The organism is Luteimonas sp. A501, from assembly GCF_054052085.1.
This window is the reverse complement of record NZ_JBSVRI010000001.1, coordinates 192,740-207,338: the sequence shown is the minus strand read 5'-3', so window position 1 is coordinate 207,338 and position 14,599 is coordinate 192,740. Positions and strand designations below refer to the sequence as shown.

The window sequence follows — 14,599 nt, the reverse complement described above, 5'->3', positions numbered from 1 at the left end:
CTCCTGTCAGAACGCACCCGGCCACTCCCCGCTGGCCATGCCAATCCGTGCGCGCGCCGCTTCCAGGCCGCCCGAGATCGTGACCAGCAGTTGGCTGCGCTTGAGCAGTACATGCGGATTGGCCTCTTCGCTGAATCCGATGCCGCCATGGACCTGGATATTGGTCGCGCCGTTGCCCAGCGCCGCCGCGCCTGCGACAAGCAGCGCGCAATCGACCTGCAGCATGGCATCGGCGCGCCCTTCGTCGATTGCGACCGCGGCAAACCCGACCTGGTCGGCGGCGTTGCGCGCGGCAATCGCCATGTTGGCGCAGTGGTGCTTGATCGCCTGGAAGCTGCCGATCGGGCGCCCGAACTGGCGGCGCTCCTTTGCATAGGCCACGGCCATCTCAAGTGCCAGCGCAGCGATACCGGCCAGTACAGCGGCATCATTGAGGCGCAGCCGCAGGATTCCGGCCGCATCGAATCGCACCGCATCCGCTCCGGGCGAGGCGCCCGACTCCAGCCGCGCATGCCAGAGTCCGTCGTCGACCACCTCGCCCGCGGCATGTCCGGCACACAACCAAGCTTCACCGGCGTCACGCAGAAGCAGGCGCTGGGCCAGCGGGTCGGCGACGACGATACAGCGCTCGCCGCTGCGATATCCCGCCGCCGTGCGCATGGCTGCGTCGCTCCCGCCGCTTGCAGGCGCATGCGTCGCGCCGATGGTGGCCAGGACCGATGGCGCGGCAAGGCAGCGCCCGAGCTCGATCGCGATCAGGGCTTCTTCCGCGGCGCCAAGTCCGCTGCCGCCCGCTTCTTCGGGCAGCGCGATTGAAAACAGGCCGATGTCGTCGAGCTTCGCCCATGTGTCCGTGTCTTCTTCACGCGCGCCATGGATCCGCTCCAACGGCAGCAGCGCGCGCAGGGAAACGTTGAACGCGTCGGCGATCGCGCGCTGCTCGATGCATGGGTGGTAGCGAAGCGCCTCGTTCACGGATATCCCCGACAGTCCCTCATGGCGCCATCATCCCTGCCACCTGGAACCGCGCAATGGGCCAGGCCGCGATTGACGCACTGCGCAAAGAAAGCGTCGCCGCTGGTCAAAGCCGGCCAGCCTGACGCCAGACGCAAACATTGCGTCGCAGCGTATCAAGGCGACAAACGGCCCGATATTCGATGCTGTGCCAACGCAATGTCGGTGCCGAGCGCGGCACGGGAGAACGGGGCACGTGGAGTTCGGATGGTCGACCGGGGAACAAGCGCATCGCATGCGCGTTCGCGGCGTGCTGCAGCGCCTGCTTCCACCCGACTGGGAGCGGATTTCGATGCACGGCCCCGGCAGCGACGAACAGACGGACTATTCGCGCACGTTCTGTCCGGTGCTGGACGGCGAAGGCCTGCTGGTGCCGCACTGGCCCCGCGGGTTTGGTGGCGAGGACGCGGACGTCTGGCAGCAGTTCATCCTGGGCGAAGAGATGTGGGCCGCGGGCGAGCCGCGCGGGCCGCAGTACATGAACGTCAACTGGATCGGTCCGGTACTCATGCGCTTCGGCACGCCGGTGCAGCAGGACAAGTACCTGCCACCCATCCGCAGCGGCCAGGCGATCTGGTGCCAAGGTTTTTCCGAACCTTCCGCCGGCTCCGACCTCGCCGCGCTGCGCACCCGGGCAGTGCCTGTTGACGGTGGCTACCGCGTCAGCGGCGCGAAGATCTGGACCTCCTATGCCGGCCATGCCGACACCTGCTTCCTGCTGGCGCGCGTGCCCGCCGCCGAGGGTGGCGCCGAGGGCAAGGCCGGCATCGTGATCCTGCTCACCGACATGCGCGCGCCAGGCATCCAGGTCAAGCAGATTCCCGCCCTGATCGGCGAAGGCGACATCCATGAGGTGTTTTTCGACGACGTGTTCGTGCCGGCCGAAGAGCGCCTCGGCGAAGAAGGCCAGGCCTGGGAGATCATCAGCTACGCGCTGCAGAACGAGCGCGTCGGCATCGCCCGCTACGAGTTCTCGCGACGCATGCTCGACCGCGCGGTGGCACGACTGAAGGCGGATAGCCGCTGGCAGGACCCGTCGGTGCAGGAAAAGGCCGGGCGCGCGCTGATGCTGTGCGAAGCCGCGCGGCTGTTGGTCTACCGCATCGTGGATGGCAAGGCACGAGGCCTTGCCGCCGACGCCTATGGCGCGATCGCGCGCTGGGCGGTGGTGCTGGCCGACAACGGCGTCAATGACTTCCTCACCGAGATCCTTCCCGAAGGACTGCTCGGCGACGACCCCGTGCAAGTCGCCCACCACCAGCGCGCGATCGCCGCCGGCGTTGCCTCCGGCGCGGCGGAAATCCAGCTCAACCTGATCGCACGCCGCTGGCTCGATCTTCCCTCGGAGCGCGGCCCGCGATGAACTTCGAACCGAGTGACGACCAGGCCGCCGTCATCGGCGAGGTCGAGCGCCTGCTCGAGGGCCTGCCGCTGCAGGCGCATACCGAGCCGGTCATCGCGCCCTACAGCGACACGCTTGATGCCGCGCTGGCCGATTCGGGCTTTCTCGACATTGCGCGCGAAGATGGTTTCGGACCGCTCGATGCCGCCCTGCTTTGCGAACGGCTCGCGCGCTCACAGCACATCGTCGAAGCCGCGCACACGGCGCTGGTCGCGCCCGCGATCGGCCTGCCCCGGGGGCTGCGTCCGCTGGCACTGGTGAGCGGCGACCCGACGCGGCCAGCGCGTTTCCTGACCAGGGCCCGCGTGCTCGTCGCCGACCTCGGCACGCATGCACTGGCGATCGAGGTCGATCCGGCACGCGTGCAGCCGGTCGACAGCCTCTTCGCCTATCCCTATGGCCGCCTCGATTCGATCGACGGCCTGCGCAGCTGGAAGATCACCGACGTCGCCGCGCTGCGTCGACGCTGGCGCATCGCGATCGCGGCCGAGGCCGCTGGCTGCATGGCCGGCGCGCTGGCGCTGATCGTCGAGCACGTGAAGGATCGCAAGGCCTTCGGGCGGCCGCTGGGTTCGTTCCAGGCGATCCAGCACCGGCTCGCGATGGCCTGTGAAACCACGGAGTCATGTCGCTGGCTGGCGCTGCGCGCCGCTTGGTCGGACGACGAAGGCGACGCGGCGCAGGCCGCGGCTTTCGCACAGGCGCGCATTGCCCAGACCACCTATGACCTGCACCAGTTCAGCGGGGCAATGGGGCTGACCCTGGAATACCCGCTCCACCTCTGGACCTACCGGCTGCGGGCGCTGGCAGGGGAACTCGGCGGCAGCGGCGCGCAAGCGCGCGCGGCCGCCGCCCACGCATGGCCGGACGCCACCACATGAGCAACGATCACAACCCCTTCCGCATGCGCGCACGCGCCTGGCTCGAGGCCCATGTGCCTTGTGACCCCGCACCACACGATGGCCTGGCCGCGCGCGCGTACGTGCTTGCCTGGCAGCGCACCCAGGCCGAAGGCGGCTGGGCCGGACTGTCGTGGCCGACGGAAGCCGGTGGACAGGGCCTGTCGATCCACGAACAGATCATCTGGTTCGAGGAATGTGCGCGGGCACGTGCGCCATCACCATTGGGCGCCGGCTTCGTGGGCCTCAACCATGCCGGACCGACGCTGATCGCCTGTGGTTCGCCGGAGCAGAAAGCCTTCCACCTGCCCAAGATCCTCGGCGGCGAAGTGATCTGGTGCCAGGGCTTCTCCGAGCCGGGTGCCGGATCCGACCTCGGCAACGTGCGTACCCGCGGGCGCATCGAGGGTGATGAACTGGTCATCGACGGCCAGAAGATCTGGTCGAGCTACGCCGATATCGCCGACTGGCAGGAAATGCTGGTCCGCACTGATCCCGAAGCGAAGAACTCCGCCGCGCTGTCGTGGGTGATCGTACCCATGGACGTACCCGGCATCACCGTGCGTCCGATCCGGACCATGGCCGGCACGCAGAGCTTCTGCGAGGTGTTCTACGACAACGTGCGCGTGCCGCTTTCAAACATCGTTGGCGGGCTGGACAACGGCTGGGCCACGGCCATGTCGACGCTCAGCTTCGAGCGCGGCACGGCAACGCTGGCGCTGTTGATCGAAACGGTCTCGCACGTGGACGACCTGCTGGCCGACTGCCCGGATAGCCGCCCGGTGATGCGCGCCACCCTGGCGCAGCTGCGTGCGGAGGGCCAGGCAATCCTGGCCTCGACCTATCGCTTCGCACTTGATTCCGAGCACGGCGTGCCGGACGCCAGCGGTTCGATGATCCGTCTTGGCTTCGCCGAATTCACGCAGCGGGTGAGCACGGCGGCCATCGAGCTTTACGGCATCGACGCGCCGCAGGTCGTCGGGGGCCACGGCTGGGGCTACGGCTATATGCATGCCTTCTCCGAAACCATTGCCGGCGGCGCCGCGGAGATCCAGCGCAACATCATCGCCGAGCGGGTGCTGGGCATGCCGAAAGAGCCGCGCCGGTAAAAAGTTGCAGCTGTCCGGTATCGGCGACGCCGCCCGGCCGCCGGATGCGGGCACGCTCAGCGGCGTGCGTTCGGGTCCGGGTTCCAGCGTGGCGCGCGCTTCTCGGCGAAGGCCTTCGGCCCCTCCTCGAAGTCCGGGTGCGACCAGTGCGACTTCAGCAGCTCCCAGCCATGGTCATGCGCGGCCGGGTCGGACAGTTCGGTGGACGCCCAGATCGCGCGCTTGGTCAGCGCCAGGGCCTGGGGCGAATTGGTGGCGATGGCCCGCGCCAGTTCGCGCGCACGCGCCAGCGTTTCTGCAGGTCCCGGCTCAAGCAGGTCGACCATGCCGAGTTGATGTGCCCGCTCGGCCGGCATGCGGTAGCTGCGCCCGACAAGTCCCATCAGCAGGGCCGCGCCAAGACCGGCACGGCGCGCAATGCCGACCGATTCCAGACCGGAGACCTGGCCCACGCTGACGTGTGAATCCATGAACATCGCATGCGCGCTGGAGATGACGATGTCGCTGTCGGCCACGAAGTGCAGGCCGCCACCATTCACCAGTCCGTTCACTGCGCAGATCACCGGTTTGGTCACACCGCACATCCGCGATGAAAACCGGTTCACCTGCGCGTTCGGCCTGTTGTGTAGCGTGCCCTCGCCCACCTGCAGCACCGATGTCGAAGCGCCTGTGCAGAAGTGCCGCGCGCCCGCGCCGGTGATGATGGCCACGCGGATCGCATTGTCACGTTCGATACGGTCCCAGGCCTCTTCCAGCATGACCAGCAGGGCCGGGGTCAAGGCGTTGCCTTCATGGGGGCGATCGAGGACAAGCGTGGCGATGCCGTCTTCGAGATCGAATTGCAGCGGGGTCGGTTCGTTCATCCTGACTCTCTCAGGCCATCGTCATGGGCAGTTGCGACTCGGTGCGCGGGCTCCTGAGGGCTTCCAGGAGAGTCACTGATACGGATGGTGGATCGACGTTGCCATATCGGCACACGCGATGCGGGACCTCTGGCGACAACCTGCAGATGCAGCGCGACCGGAAGGGGCTGCCGTGGGAACCGGCGAGTCCTGCTGTCGGCGCGTGCAGCGTGGATGCTGTCGCAATCTGTCAAGCACGTCGTGAAATCGCGGTGCTAGCTTGAATTCAGGAGCGAAATGACACGAGGGAACCGCAACACCATGCACGATGCCTATATCGTCCAGGCCCTGCGCACCGCCGGCGGTCGCCGCAAGGGCCAGCTCGCCGGATGGCATCCAGCCGATCTTGCGGCCGAGGTGCTCAATGCCCTCGTCGACCGGAGCGGCATCGACCCGGCTGCCGTGGATGACGTGGTGCTCGGCTGCGTCAGCCAGGTGGGTGAGCAGAGCTTCCACGTCGGGCGCAACGCGGTACTCGCGTCCAATCTGCCCGACAGCGTGCCGGCGGTAACCATCGACCGCCAATGCGGTTCCTCGCAGCAGGCGCTGCATTTCGCAGCGCAAGCGGTCATGTCCGGCACCCAGGACATCGTGATCGCGGCCGGGGTGGAAAGCATGACCCGCGTACCGATGGGCGCGCCGACGCGGTTGGCGGCGGAAGCCGGCTTCGGTGGGCCCTGGAGCGACCGCATCCAGCAACGCCATGGCGTGACGGAATTCAGCCAGTTCACCGGCGCGCGCATGATGGCCGAAAAGTACGGCCTCTGCCGCAGGCAACTCGATGACTACGCCCTGCGCAGCCATCAGCGCGCGGCCAACGCAGTCGAAGCCGACGCATTCGTCGACGAGATCGTTCCCGTTTCCGGAAGCGACGGCGAACTCCACATCACCGACGAGGGCATCCGCTTCAATGCCTCCTTCGAAGGCATCTCGGCGGTCAAGCCGATCGAAGAAGGCGGGATCATCACCGCCGCCAACGCCAGCCAGATGTGCGACGGAGCGGCCGGCCTGCTGGTGGTCAACGAGCGCGCACTGAAGACCCACGGACTCACCCCGCTGGCGCGCGTGCACCACATGACCGTCCTCGGTGGCGATCCGGTGATCATGCTCGAAGCGCCCATCCCCGCGACCCGCCGTGCACTCGAGCGCAGCGGCCTGTCGCTGGATGCGATCGATCTGTACGAGGTCAACGAAGCCTTCGCCTCGGTGGTTCTCGCCTGGCAGGACGCACTGGACGCCGATCCCGATCGCCTCAACGTCAACGGCGGCGGAATCGCCCTCGGCCATCCGCTCGGTGCCACCGGTTCGAAGCTGATGACCACCCTCGTCCACGCATTGCGCGCGCGCGGCAAGCGCTATGGCCTGCAGACGATGTGCGAGGGCGGCGGCCTGGCCAACGTCACCATCATCGAGGCGCTCTGAGACCATGGCGATCAGCACACCGTTCACCCGCCTGCTCGGCATCGAGCACCCAATCGTCCAGGGCGGCATGCAGTGGGTCGGGCGAGCCGAGCTCGCGTCGGCCGTGTCCAATGCCGGCGGCCTCGGCATCCTCACCGCGCTGACGCAGCCGACGCCCGAAGCGCTGGCGCAGGAAATCGCGCGTTGCCGCGGAATGACCGACAAGCCGTTCGGCGTGAACCTCACCATCCTGCCGACGATGACCCCGCCGCCCTATGCCGAGTATCGGCAGGCGATCATCGACAGCGGAGTGAAGGTGGTCGAGACCGCCGGCTCCAAGCCGCAGGAGCACGTCGCGCACTTCAAGGCAAACGGCATCGTCTTGATCCACAAGTGCACCTCGGTGCGTCACGCGCTGTCCGCGCAGCGCATGGGCGTGGACGTGATATCGATCGACGGCTTCGAGTGCGCCGGCCATCCCGGCGAGGACGACGTGCCGGGCCTGGTGCTGATTCCCGCTGCGGTGGACAAGCTCGAGATCCCGGTGATTGCTTCGGGTGGGTTTGCCGACGGCCGAGGCCTGGTGGCCGCGCTGGCGCTGGGTGCCCAAGGCATCAACATGGGCACGCGCTTCTGTGCCACCCGGGAAGCACCGATCCACGACAACGTCAAACAGTTCCTGGTCGGCAACGATGAACGTGCCACCAACCTGATCTTCCGCAACCTGCACAACACCGCGCGCGTCGGCAAGAACAGCGTGTCCGATGAAGTGGTGCAACTGCTCGACAGGGCGGACGCGAAGTTCGAAGACGTCGCCCATCTCGTGCGCGGTGCGCGCGGGCGCGAGTTGCTGGAAACCGGAAACCTCGACGCCGGCCTGGTCTGGGCCGGGCAGTCGCAGGGGCTGATCCATGACGTCCCCAGCGTCGCAGGGCTGATGGCGCAGATCATCGGCGACGCGCGCCGGATCATCGAACACGACCTGCGCGCACTCCTGGACTGAAGCGCAGTGAGCCCGACAACTCAAATGAAGAGACTACTTTGAGCACGATCCTGGTAGGCCTTAAGCGCGTGGTGGACTTCAACGTCCGCATCAACGTCAAACCCGACGGCAGCGGCGTCGTCACGCAGGGCGTCAAAATGGGCATCAATCCATTCGACGAGATCGCACTCGAAGAAGCGCTTCGCATCCGCGAACGCGGCGAGGCCAGTGAAGTCGTGGTCGCGAGCATCGGCCCGGAAGACGCCCAGCAACAGTTGCGCACCGGCCTGGCGATGGGCGCCGACCGCGCGATCCTCGTGCAGTCCGAAGCGGCGGTCGAACCGCTTGTTGCGGCGCGGGTCTTCCTCAAGCTGGTGGAACGCGAAACCCCACGCATCGTATTGCTCGGCAAACAGGGCATTGACGACGACAACGGCCAGGCCGGGCAGATGCTCGCGGCGCTGTGGGAGCGCCCGCAGGCGACGTTCGCCTCGAAAGTCGAGCTTGCAGGTGACTCTGCGCGCGTGACCCGCGAGGTCGACGCCGGACTGGAAACGCTCGAGATCGACCTGCCGGCGGTGATCACCGCGGACCTGCGCCTCAACGAGCCGCGCTTCGTGAAGCTGCCCGACATCATGAAGGCGAAGCGCAAGCCGCTCGACATCATCGCGCTCGCCGATCTCGGCATCGATGTCGCACCGCGATTCACCACGCTGAAGTTCGAGCCGCCCGCCGTCCGCACCAAGGGCGTGATGGTCAAGGACGTCGCTGAACTCGTCGACGCGCTCACGCAGAGGGGCGTGCTGTGATGGCCGCGGTGCTGATCGTCGCCGAACACGCCGGCGGCCGACTCAACCCGTCCACTGCGCGGGCCGTAACCTGCGCCGCCGCGATAGATGGCGCACGGATCGATGTCGTCGTGCTGGCGGCTGACAGCGCCGCCGTTGCGGCACAGGCCGCAGCGCTGCACGGAGTCTCCCGCGTGCTGTGCGTGAACAAGCCCGCCAACGCGGAGCCGTTGGCCGCAACGCTCGCGCCACAGATTGCCGCACTCGCTGGCGGATACACGCACGTCTTCGCGCCATCAAGCACCTTCGGCAAGGACCTGCTGCCGCGCGTGGCCGCCCTGCTTGGCGTCGGCCAGCTCAGCGACATCATGGCGGTGGAGTCGCCCTGGCGCTTCCGCCGCCCGATCTACGCCGGCAACGCCATCATCACCGTCGAGGCGCCGCAGGACGGGATCGTGGTCGCCACCGTGCGCCTGGCCTCGTTCCAAGCGGCGGGCGACGGCGGCCAGGCCACGATTGAAACGGTGACCCTGGATGTCGACCTGCCTGCGCATACCCGTTTCATCCAGCGCAGCGCCGCCAATGGCGACCGGCCCGACCTGCAGAGCGCGAACCGTGTGGTATCGGGCGGTCGCGCACTTGGCAGCGCGGAAAAGTTTGCCCTGATCCAGTCGCTTGCCGACCGCCTTGGCGCCGCCGTCGGAGCCTCTCGCGCCGCGGTCGATGCCGGCTATGTCGGCAGCGACCTGCAGGTCGGCCAGACCGGCAAGATCATCGCCCCGGAGCTGTACGTGGCCGTGGGCATCAGCGGTGCGATCCAGCACCTCACCGGCATCAAGGATGCCCGCACCATCGTCGCGATCAACAAGGATCCGGACGCGCCGATCTTCGAAGTGGCGGACATCGGGCTGGTGGGTGATCTGTTCGTCTGTCTGCCCGAGCTAGACCAGGCTCTAGCGGCGCGCTGAATCTCGCCCACCACGGCGCACGAGGCCGCTCACCCGGCAGCCGTCTTCGTGGGTGGCCACCACACACAAAAGGACTAAACCAGCGCCTCCGGATGCGCCAGCAACTTGGCTAGGCACCTAATGAATCGTGCGGCGTCGGCGCCGTTGATGGCGCGATGGTCGTAGCTCAGCGACAGCGGCAGATGCAGGCGCCAGTCGATCGACTCCGCGGCACCCGCCGCGGGCCGGCATGGCCTCCACTGGTGGGCGGACACGCCGAGGATCGCGAGCTCGGGCGCATTGATGATCGGGGTGAACGCGGTGCCGCCGATCGAGCCCAGCGAGCTGATGGTGAAACAGCCTCCCGACATCTGCGCTACCGACAAGCCCTTCTCGCGCGCTTGGCGCGACAGCGCCACGGACTCCTCGGCCAGTTCGCGCAGGGACTTGCGATCGACGTCGCGAATCACCGGCACCACCAAGCCAGCCGGCGTATCGACGGCAAAGCCGATGTGGAAGTAGCGCTTGAAGACCAGGTGCCGCCCGTCCTGGTCCAACGACGCGTTGAACTGCGGGAACTCCCGCAACGCCTGCGTCGCCGCCTTCAATAGGAACGGAAGCGGCGTGTACCGGGTCCCTTCGTCCGCCGCCGACAACTGTTTGCGCAGCTGCTCCAGTGCGCCAATGTCGGCCTCGTCATGATGGGTGACGTGCGGGATCGACGTCCAGTTGCGCGTCAGGAACTTGGCGGCGTACTGCTGCACGCGTGGTAATGCGATCCTCTCGACCTCGCCGAACTCGCTGAAATCCATGCCGGACGACGCGACGGTGGGGGTACTCGTGCTCATCATTGTTCCTGCAAGTTGATCAGACGGACCACGAACTCAGCTCGCGCCATGTCATTGGCCGTCGATGGAGTAGACCAGCAGCACGTTGCCTGGCATGCGGGTTCCGAACAGGTAGCCGGAGGGCACCGCGACCATGCCGTCTACCACCACCGCGCCGACGCTCTCGATCGAGCCGCCATGGGCCTCCGCGCCAGAACCCGTGACCACAGGCGCGTTGGTATCCTCATCCCAGAGCAATCGACCATCCTCGGCGGCATACGCCCTTAGGTGTCCGTCGAAAGAAGGAGCGAATACGGCACCGGGAATGCTGGTGACCGGCGCAGAGTAGCCCGGATCGCAACTGGGACGGTCGTCGGGATGACAGGCCTCAGGCGCGGCGGCATGCCAGAGCAGCCGGCCCGTGGCCGCGTCCACCGCATTCAATCCCGGACGGGCTTCGCCCTCTTCGCGGCCGGTGACCGTGGTGTCGGCGATCGGCACGTAGAGCACGCCGCCGTTTGCGGCCATGCCCCAGTGCACGCCTCCGCTGAGGCCGCCACGTCCGTAGCGCTGCTTCCAGAGCAATTTGCCGTTGTCAGGGTCGATCGCCATGGCATGGCCGGATTTTTGGCCGGCCAGCAGTAGTTCACGGCCGTCCGGCAGGCGATGCAGTATCACCGCTGCCCCGATGTCGAAATCAGGACCTTCCTGCGCGGGGCAGTTGCGACCCCGTCCCTGGACCAGGCAGGCCATGTTCCAGGCGTCGCCGGACAATGTCTGGTGCCACCACAGCAGACGGCCATCGTCCAGGTCAAAGGCGAGCACGGCATCGCTCTGCGCGGCGGCTGGTGCGGTGTAGGCCTGCCCGGTACCCACGTACAGGCGGCGGCGCCGGGCGTCAATGGTGGGCGAATTCCACACCGGCGCACCGGCGCCCACCGCACGTGAGGATCCGGCCTCTGCGTCGGGGATCGCATGGCTGCGCCAGAGCACCTCGCCGCTGTTGGCCGAGAGTGCGACCACGCCGCCGCGGAACGTGCAACAGGCGTAGGACGGGTCCGCGGCTGCGGCCCACTCGGTGGACGACATCGGCACGTACAGGCGACCCTCGTGCAGGCGTACCGATCCCGTCAGGGTGAGATGCGGATGGTCACCGACGCGCCGCGTCCATAGCAACGTACCGGTGGAGGCATCCACCGCATAGGCATTGCCGCGGAAGTCGCCGAAGAACAGCCTCGGTCGCGCCTGCAGGTCGCCCGTCGTCCAGGGTTCAAGCACTGGACTGCTGCGCACTTCACCAGCCGCCTTGAACGTCCAGCGTACGCAACCGGTGGCCAGGTCTAGGGCGTAGACGATGCCGTCCTGGCTGCCGGTATAGAGCGCGCCGCCGCCGGCCGCCGGCTGCGAGCGCGCTCGCGTGGCGCCGGGGTAGCCGAACGCCCACTTCAGCCGCAAGCGCGGGAGGTCGGCGGCGCCAAGGCCTGCCACGGCCGCCGGGATGTGGCGCGTGTTGCCTTCGGCCAGGCCCCAGCCATCGAGCATCGGTGGACGTTGCAGATCCAGCGATGCATGGTCCGCGTCGCAACGCGACAGCATCCCCTCGCCCGACGGCAGGGAGGCACCGCCCAGGAATTCGGCCAGGCGCAACCGCTCGGTCGCACTCAGCAGGTCGCCCTGCTGCTTCATGACGCCTGATTCGAGTGCCGCCAGGATCGGCGCCGGGCCCATCATCTGGAATTCGATGGCATGTGGCGCTCGCGGCACCGCGCCGCTGTCGTGGCAGGCCGCGCACGCCTGCGCATAGATCTCCTGCGGCGTCCGCATCGCTGCATCCACCGATTGCGGCATGGCTGCGGGCGCGCCGGCCTGTTCCGTGCAGGCGCCCATCAGGAGCAGAAGCGGCCAGACTGCCCGCCACAATGAGGGCTTCAATTGCATCGGGTCGCCTGTTGCCCGGGATATCCTCGGTTGGCGCACGGCAGCGCGAAGACCCACAACATCGTGCCTGCATCATCCGGATTGCGGATGTCGGGAACGAGCGCGCCGTAGCTCATCGATTGATAGCCGCCCGGTCCCACTACCACGGCCACGTACTGCACGCCGTCCACCGCATAGGTGATCGGCGGCGCACTCGGGACGTCATTGAGCCGCGCCTCCCAGCGCTTCTCGCCTGTCCCCAGGTCATAGGCCTTGAACCAGCGATCCAGCGATCCGGCGAACACCAGACCGCCCGCGGTCGCCAGCGTGCCTGCGGTGAACGGCGCGCGTTCGCGCACGCGCCAGCGCGTGTCGCCCGTTTGCGGATCCAGTGCCTGCAGCCGCCCGTACAGACCATCGCTCCCGGGGCGCGGGCGCACGGTCCATCGCACGCCGGTGCTGAGGATGGTGGCCTCGCCCGGCGCTGCCGGCACCAAGTCCATGCAAGCCTCGGTGATTGGCACCACGAGTGTGCGGCGGTCGGCAGCATACGTGGTTGGCAGCCAGCTGCGTCCGCCACTGACATGCGGGCATACAGTGCGCGTCTGGCCGCTCGTGGGCAACAGCCGGGCATCGACCTGCTTGGCACCGGTCACCGGATCGATCGCCTCCACCGCGTTCTGCAATCCCAAGTCGAACGAGGCCAGGTAGCGGCCATCGCTCGCCCGCAGCAAGTCGAAGATCATCGCCTTGCCCGCCGTGAGCACGACCTCCTCGCGCCTGCCCGCTACTTCCAGCGTCATGGTCTGGCGTTCGAAGGCCCAGTCCAGGTCGAACTGGTCGTTGGCCTGGTGCTGGTAGTGCCACACCTTGCGCCCGGTCAGTGGATCGAGCGCGAGCGTGGAGTTGAGGTACAGGCCTTCGTTGGTCACCCCGGACCGGTCGACACGCGCAAGCAGCGGCTGCGTGTCGTAGGTATTGGCCGGAGCGAAGTAGGCGACGCCGCGCACCGGATCGAAGCTGCCTGGCATCCACACGGAGCCGCCATTTCGCTGCTCCAGCGCGATCCCGTTCCAAGTGTCGATCGCCTCACCTGGGCGCTGGATCACGTCGAAGCGCCATCGCTCATGGCCGTTGCGCGCATCCAGCCCGACAATGTAATTGCCCCCGGGCAAACGCCCGGACGTCCCCATCATCACCACCCCACGCGCCACCAAGGGACCGCCGATCAGTTGGATGCCCTCATCGGGGCTACCTACCAGGCGCTCCCACGCCACCGTGCCACTGCGGGCATCGATCGCGGCCACCTGCCCATCGGACGTCGCCACGATCACATGGGCGCCGTACAGGGCGATGCTGCGCTTGTGACTTGCCGCCACGCCTGCGCGCAGCCGCCGACCATACTGCCAGAGCAACGAGCCGCTGGCGGCGTCCAGGGCCTGCAGCTTGTCTCCATGGCCGTGCACAAACATCACCCCGTCATGCACCAGCGGCGTCGCGGCGTTGGGGCCTTGCGGCAGGGTCCAGCTCCAGGCGAGTTGCAACTGGCTGACGTTCGAAGCGTCCACCTGTCGCAACGGGCTGTAGCCATGGGCATCGCGCGTTCGCCGCCAGTCCAACCAGTCCGCGTCCGGCGGCGAGGCGAGCAGGGTATCGTCGACGTCGCGGTAGCCGGCCCAGACATCGCGCGAGGGTGGCGCGGGCGGCACGGCGATGTCTGGCGCGAGTCCACCACCGCTCGCGTATCTCGGCCAGTCCGGCAATGTCTGTGTCGCTAGTGCATTCAGATCCGCCGGCAGCGACCGTTCGCCAACGGCGATGCCATTCTCGGCGAGCAGATAGGCCACAATGTCGGCGTGAGCCTGCAAAGGGATCATCGACGCCATGCGTGGCGGCATGGTGGTGCTGGTGTACTCCAGCAGTTCCGCCGCCGTGTGCCCCGACCAGTGGATCCGGAAGCCGTCGCCCTTGAGCGGTGGCGCGTGGACGCCGTCCGACAAGTTTCGACCGTGGCAGGCTCCGCAGTACTGCTCGTAGAGCACCGCACCCTGCTCCACCTGCACAGCGGAGACCGATGCGAGCATTTTGTCGCTGCGGCCGGCGAACGCCACTCCCAACGACAGCAGCAAAAAGATGCCGGCCGCCGTGGTGTGGTGCCACCGATTACTCACTGCACGACGCCCAGGCGCTCTCCCACCGGATAGGTCTCGCCCGCCTTGGCCTCGATCCGGATCACCCCGGCCGCAGGCGACTCCACTTCCTGCACCGCCTTCTCCGTTTCAAGCTCGTAGATCGCCTGGCCTTCGGTGACCGTCGCACCATCCTCCACCAGCCAGTTGGCCAAGACGCCCTCGGTCATCGCGAAGCCCAGCTTGGGCATTACTACTTCTGTTGCCATCGTGTTTCCTTTA

Annotated in this window: 13 protein-coding genes; 7 read left to right on the top strand and 6 right to left on the bottom strand. The window is 67.4% G+C overall.

The window, feature by feature from the left end:
• Positions 1–6: 6 nt before the first annotated feature.
• The gene (locus ACW7G5_RS00930) at positions 7–975 is read right to left on the bottom strand and encodes an acyl-CoA dehydrogenase family protein (RefSeq protein ID WP_457001025.1); all 969 of its coding nucleotides are present in this window, start codon (positions 973–975) and stop codon (positions 7–9) included.
• 274 nt (positions 976–1,249) lie between these two features.
• Between ACW7G5_RS00930 and ACW7G5_RS00925 the strand changes: the two genes are divergently transcribed.
• Genes ACW7G5_RS00925 through ACW7G5_RS00915 form a run of 3 tightly spaced genes read left to right on the top strand, consistent with a single transcriptional unit; the run spans position 1,250 to position 4,424 of the window.
• Positions 1,250–2,377, top strand: coding sequence for an acyl-CoA dehydrogenase family protein (locus ACW7G5_RS00925; protein WP_457001023.1), 1,128 nt, complete (start codon positions 1,250–1,252; stop codon positions 2,375–2,377).
• Entirely contained in the window at positions 2,374–3,297 is a 924-nt protein-coding gene (locus tag ACW7G5_RS00920) for an acyl-CoA dehydrogenase family protein (protein ID WP_457001021.1), read from the top strand. The genes ACW7G5_RS00925 and ACW7G5_RS00920 overlap by 4 nt, the downstream gene beginning before the upstream one ends.
• Positions 3,294–4,424: an acyl-CoA dehydrogenase family protein gene (locus ACW7G5_RS00915; RefSeq protein WP_457001019.1), complete on the top strand. Its 1,131-nt coding sequence runs from the start codon at positions 3,294–3,296 to the stop codon at positions 4,422–4,424. The genes ACW7G5_RS00920 and ACW7G5_RS00915 overlap by 4 nt, the downstream gene beginning before the upstream one ends.
• 56 nt (positions 4,425–4,480) lie before the next feature.
• Here ACW7G5_RS00915 and ACW7G5_RS00910 read toward each other — a convergent pair whose 3' ends face one another.
• Positions 4,481–5,287, bottom strand: coding sequence for an enoyl-CoA hydratase/isomerase family protein (locus ACW7G5_RS00910; RefSeq protein ID WP_457001017.1), 807 nt, complete (start codon positions 5,285–5,287; stop codon positions 4,481–4,483).
• 276 nt (positions 5,288–5,563) lie between these two features.
• Between ACW7G5_RS00910 and ACW7G5_RS00905 the strand changes: the two genes are divergently transcribed.
• The 4 genes from ACW7G5_RS00905 to ACW7G5_RS00890 are packed head-to-tail and all read left to right on the top strand — an operon-like array spanning position 5,564 to position 9,465.
• Positions 5,564–6,748, top strand: coding sequence for an acetyl-CoA C-acetyltransferase (locus ACW7G5_RS00905; protein WP_457001015.1), 1,185 nt, complete (start codon positions 5,564–5,566; stop codon positions 6,746–6,748).
• Positions 6,749–6,752: 4 nt separating this feature from the next.
• Positions 6,753–7,730, top strand: coding sequence for an NAD(P)H-dependent flavin oxidoreductase (locus ACW7G5_RS00900; protein WP_457001014.1), 978 nt, complete (start codon positions 6,753–6,755; stop codon positions 7,728–7,730).
• A gap of 47 nt (positions 7,731–7,777) precedes the next feature.
• On the top strand, positions 7,778–8,518 hold the full coding sequence (locus ACW7G5_RS00895; protein WP_457002794.1) for an electron transfer flavoprotein subunit beta/FixA family protein: 741 nt from the start codon (positions 7,778–7,780) through the stop codon (positions 8,516–8,518).
• Complete coding sequence (locus ACW7G5_RS00890; RefSeq protein ID WP_457001012.1) at positions 8,518–9,465, top strand: electron transfer flavoprotein subunit alpha/FixB family protein; 948 nt, start codon at positions 8,518–8,520, stop codon at positions 9,463–9,465. The genes ACW7G5_RS00895 and ACW7G5_RS00890 overlap by 1 nt, the downstream gene beginning before the upstream one ends.
• A 74-nt stretch (positions 9,466–9,539) precedes the next feature.
• Here the strand turns inward: ACW7G5_RS00890 and ACW7G5_RS00885 are convergent, their stop codons facing one another.
• From ACW7G5_RS00885 to ACW7G5_RS00870, 4 genes are all read right to left on the bottom strand, one after another.
• Positions 9,540–10,292 carry a 2-oxo acid dehydrogenase subunit E2 gene (locus ACW7G5_RS00885; RefSeq protein ID WP_457001011.1) on the bottom strand — a complete coding sequence of 251 codons (753 nt, stop codon included), beginning with the start codon at positions 10,290–10,292 and terminating at the stop codon, positions 9,540–9,542.
• A 51-nt stretch (positions 10,293–10,343) separates the two neighbouring features.
• Complete coding sequence (locus ACW7G5_RS00880) at positions 10,344–12,095, bottom strand: outer membrane protein assembly factor BamB family protein (protein WP_457001009.1); 1,752 nt, start codon at positions 12,093–12,095, stop codon at positions 10,344–10,346.
• A gap of 104 nt (positions 12,096–12,199) precedes the next feature.
• The gene (locus ACW7G5_RS00875; protein WP_457001007.1) at positions 12,200–14,359 is read right to left on the bottom strand and encodes an outer membrane protein assembly factor BamB family protein; all 2,160 of its coding nucleotides are present in this window, start codon (positions 14,357–14,359) and stop codon (positions 12,200–12,202) included.
• Positions 14,356–14,568 (bottom strand): lipoyl domain-containing protein, encoded by a 213-nt coding sequence (locus ACW7G5_RS00870; RefSeq protein WP_457001005.1) that lies wholly within the window; start codon positions 14,566–14,568, stop codon positions 14,356–14,358. Before ACW7G5_RS00870 ends, ACW7G5_RS00875 begins: the two co-directional genes overlap by 4 nt.
• Positions 14,569–14,599: the final 31 nt, after the last annotated feature.

Bases quoted from the DNA above. Each gene is read 5' to 3' on its own strand.
- ACW7G5_RS00915 (WP_457001019.1), top strand. From the start codon at position 3,294: ATGAGCAACGATCACAACCCCTTCCGCATGCGCGCACGCGCCTGGCTC.
- ACW7G5_RS00890 (WP_457001012.1), top strand. From the start codon at position 8,518: ATGGCCGCGGTGCTGATCGTCGCCGAACACGCCGGCGGCCGACTCAAC.
- ACW7G5_RS00900 (WP_457001014.1), top strand. From the start codon at position 6,753: ATGGCGATCAGCACACCGTTCACCCGCCTGCTCGGCATCGAGCACCCA.
- ACW7G5_RS00910 (WP_457001017.1), bottom strand. From the start codon at position 5,287: ATGAACGAACCGACCCCGCTGCAATTCGATCTCGAAGACGGCATCGCC.
- ACW7G5_RS00870 (WP_457001005.1), bottom strand. From the start codon at position 14,568: ATGCCCAAGCTGGGCTTCGCGATGACCGAGGGCGTCTTGGCCAACTGG.
- ACW7G5_RS00920 (WP_457001021.1), top strand. From the start codon at position 2,374: ATGAACTTCGAACCGAGTGACGACCAGGCCGCCGTCATCGGCGAGGTC.
- ACW7G5_RS00925 (WP_457001023.1), top strand. From the start codon at position 1,250: ATGCGCGTTCGCGGCGTGCTGCAGCGCCTGCTTCCACCCGACTGGGAG.
- ACW7G5_RS00905 (WP_457001015.1), top strand. From the start codon at position 5,564: ATGACACGAGGGAACCGCAACACCATGCACGATGCCTATATCGTCCAG.
- ACW7G5_RS00885 (WP_457001011.1), bottom strand. From the start codon at position 10,292: ATGAGCACGAGTACCCCCACCGTCGCGTCGTCCGGCATGGATTTCAGC.
- ACW7G5_RS00880 (WP_457001009.1), bottom strand. From the start codon at position 12,095: ATGCGGACGCCGCAGGAGATCTATGCGCAGGCGTGCGCGGCCTGCCAC.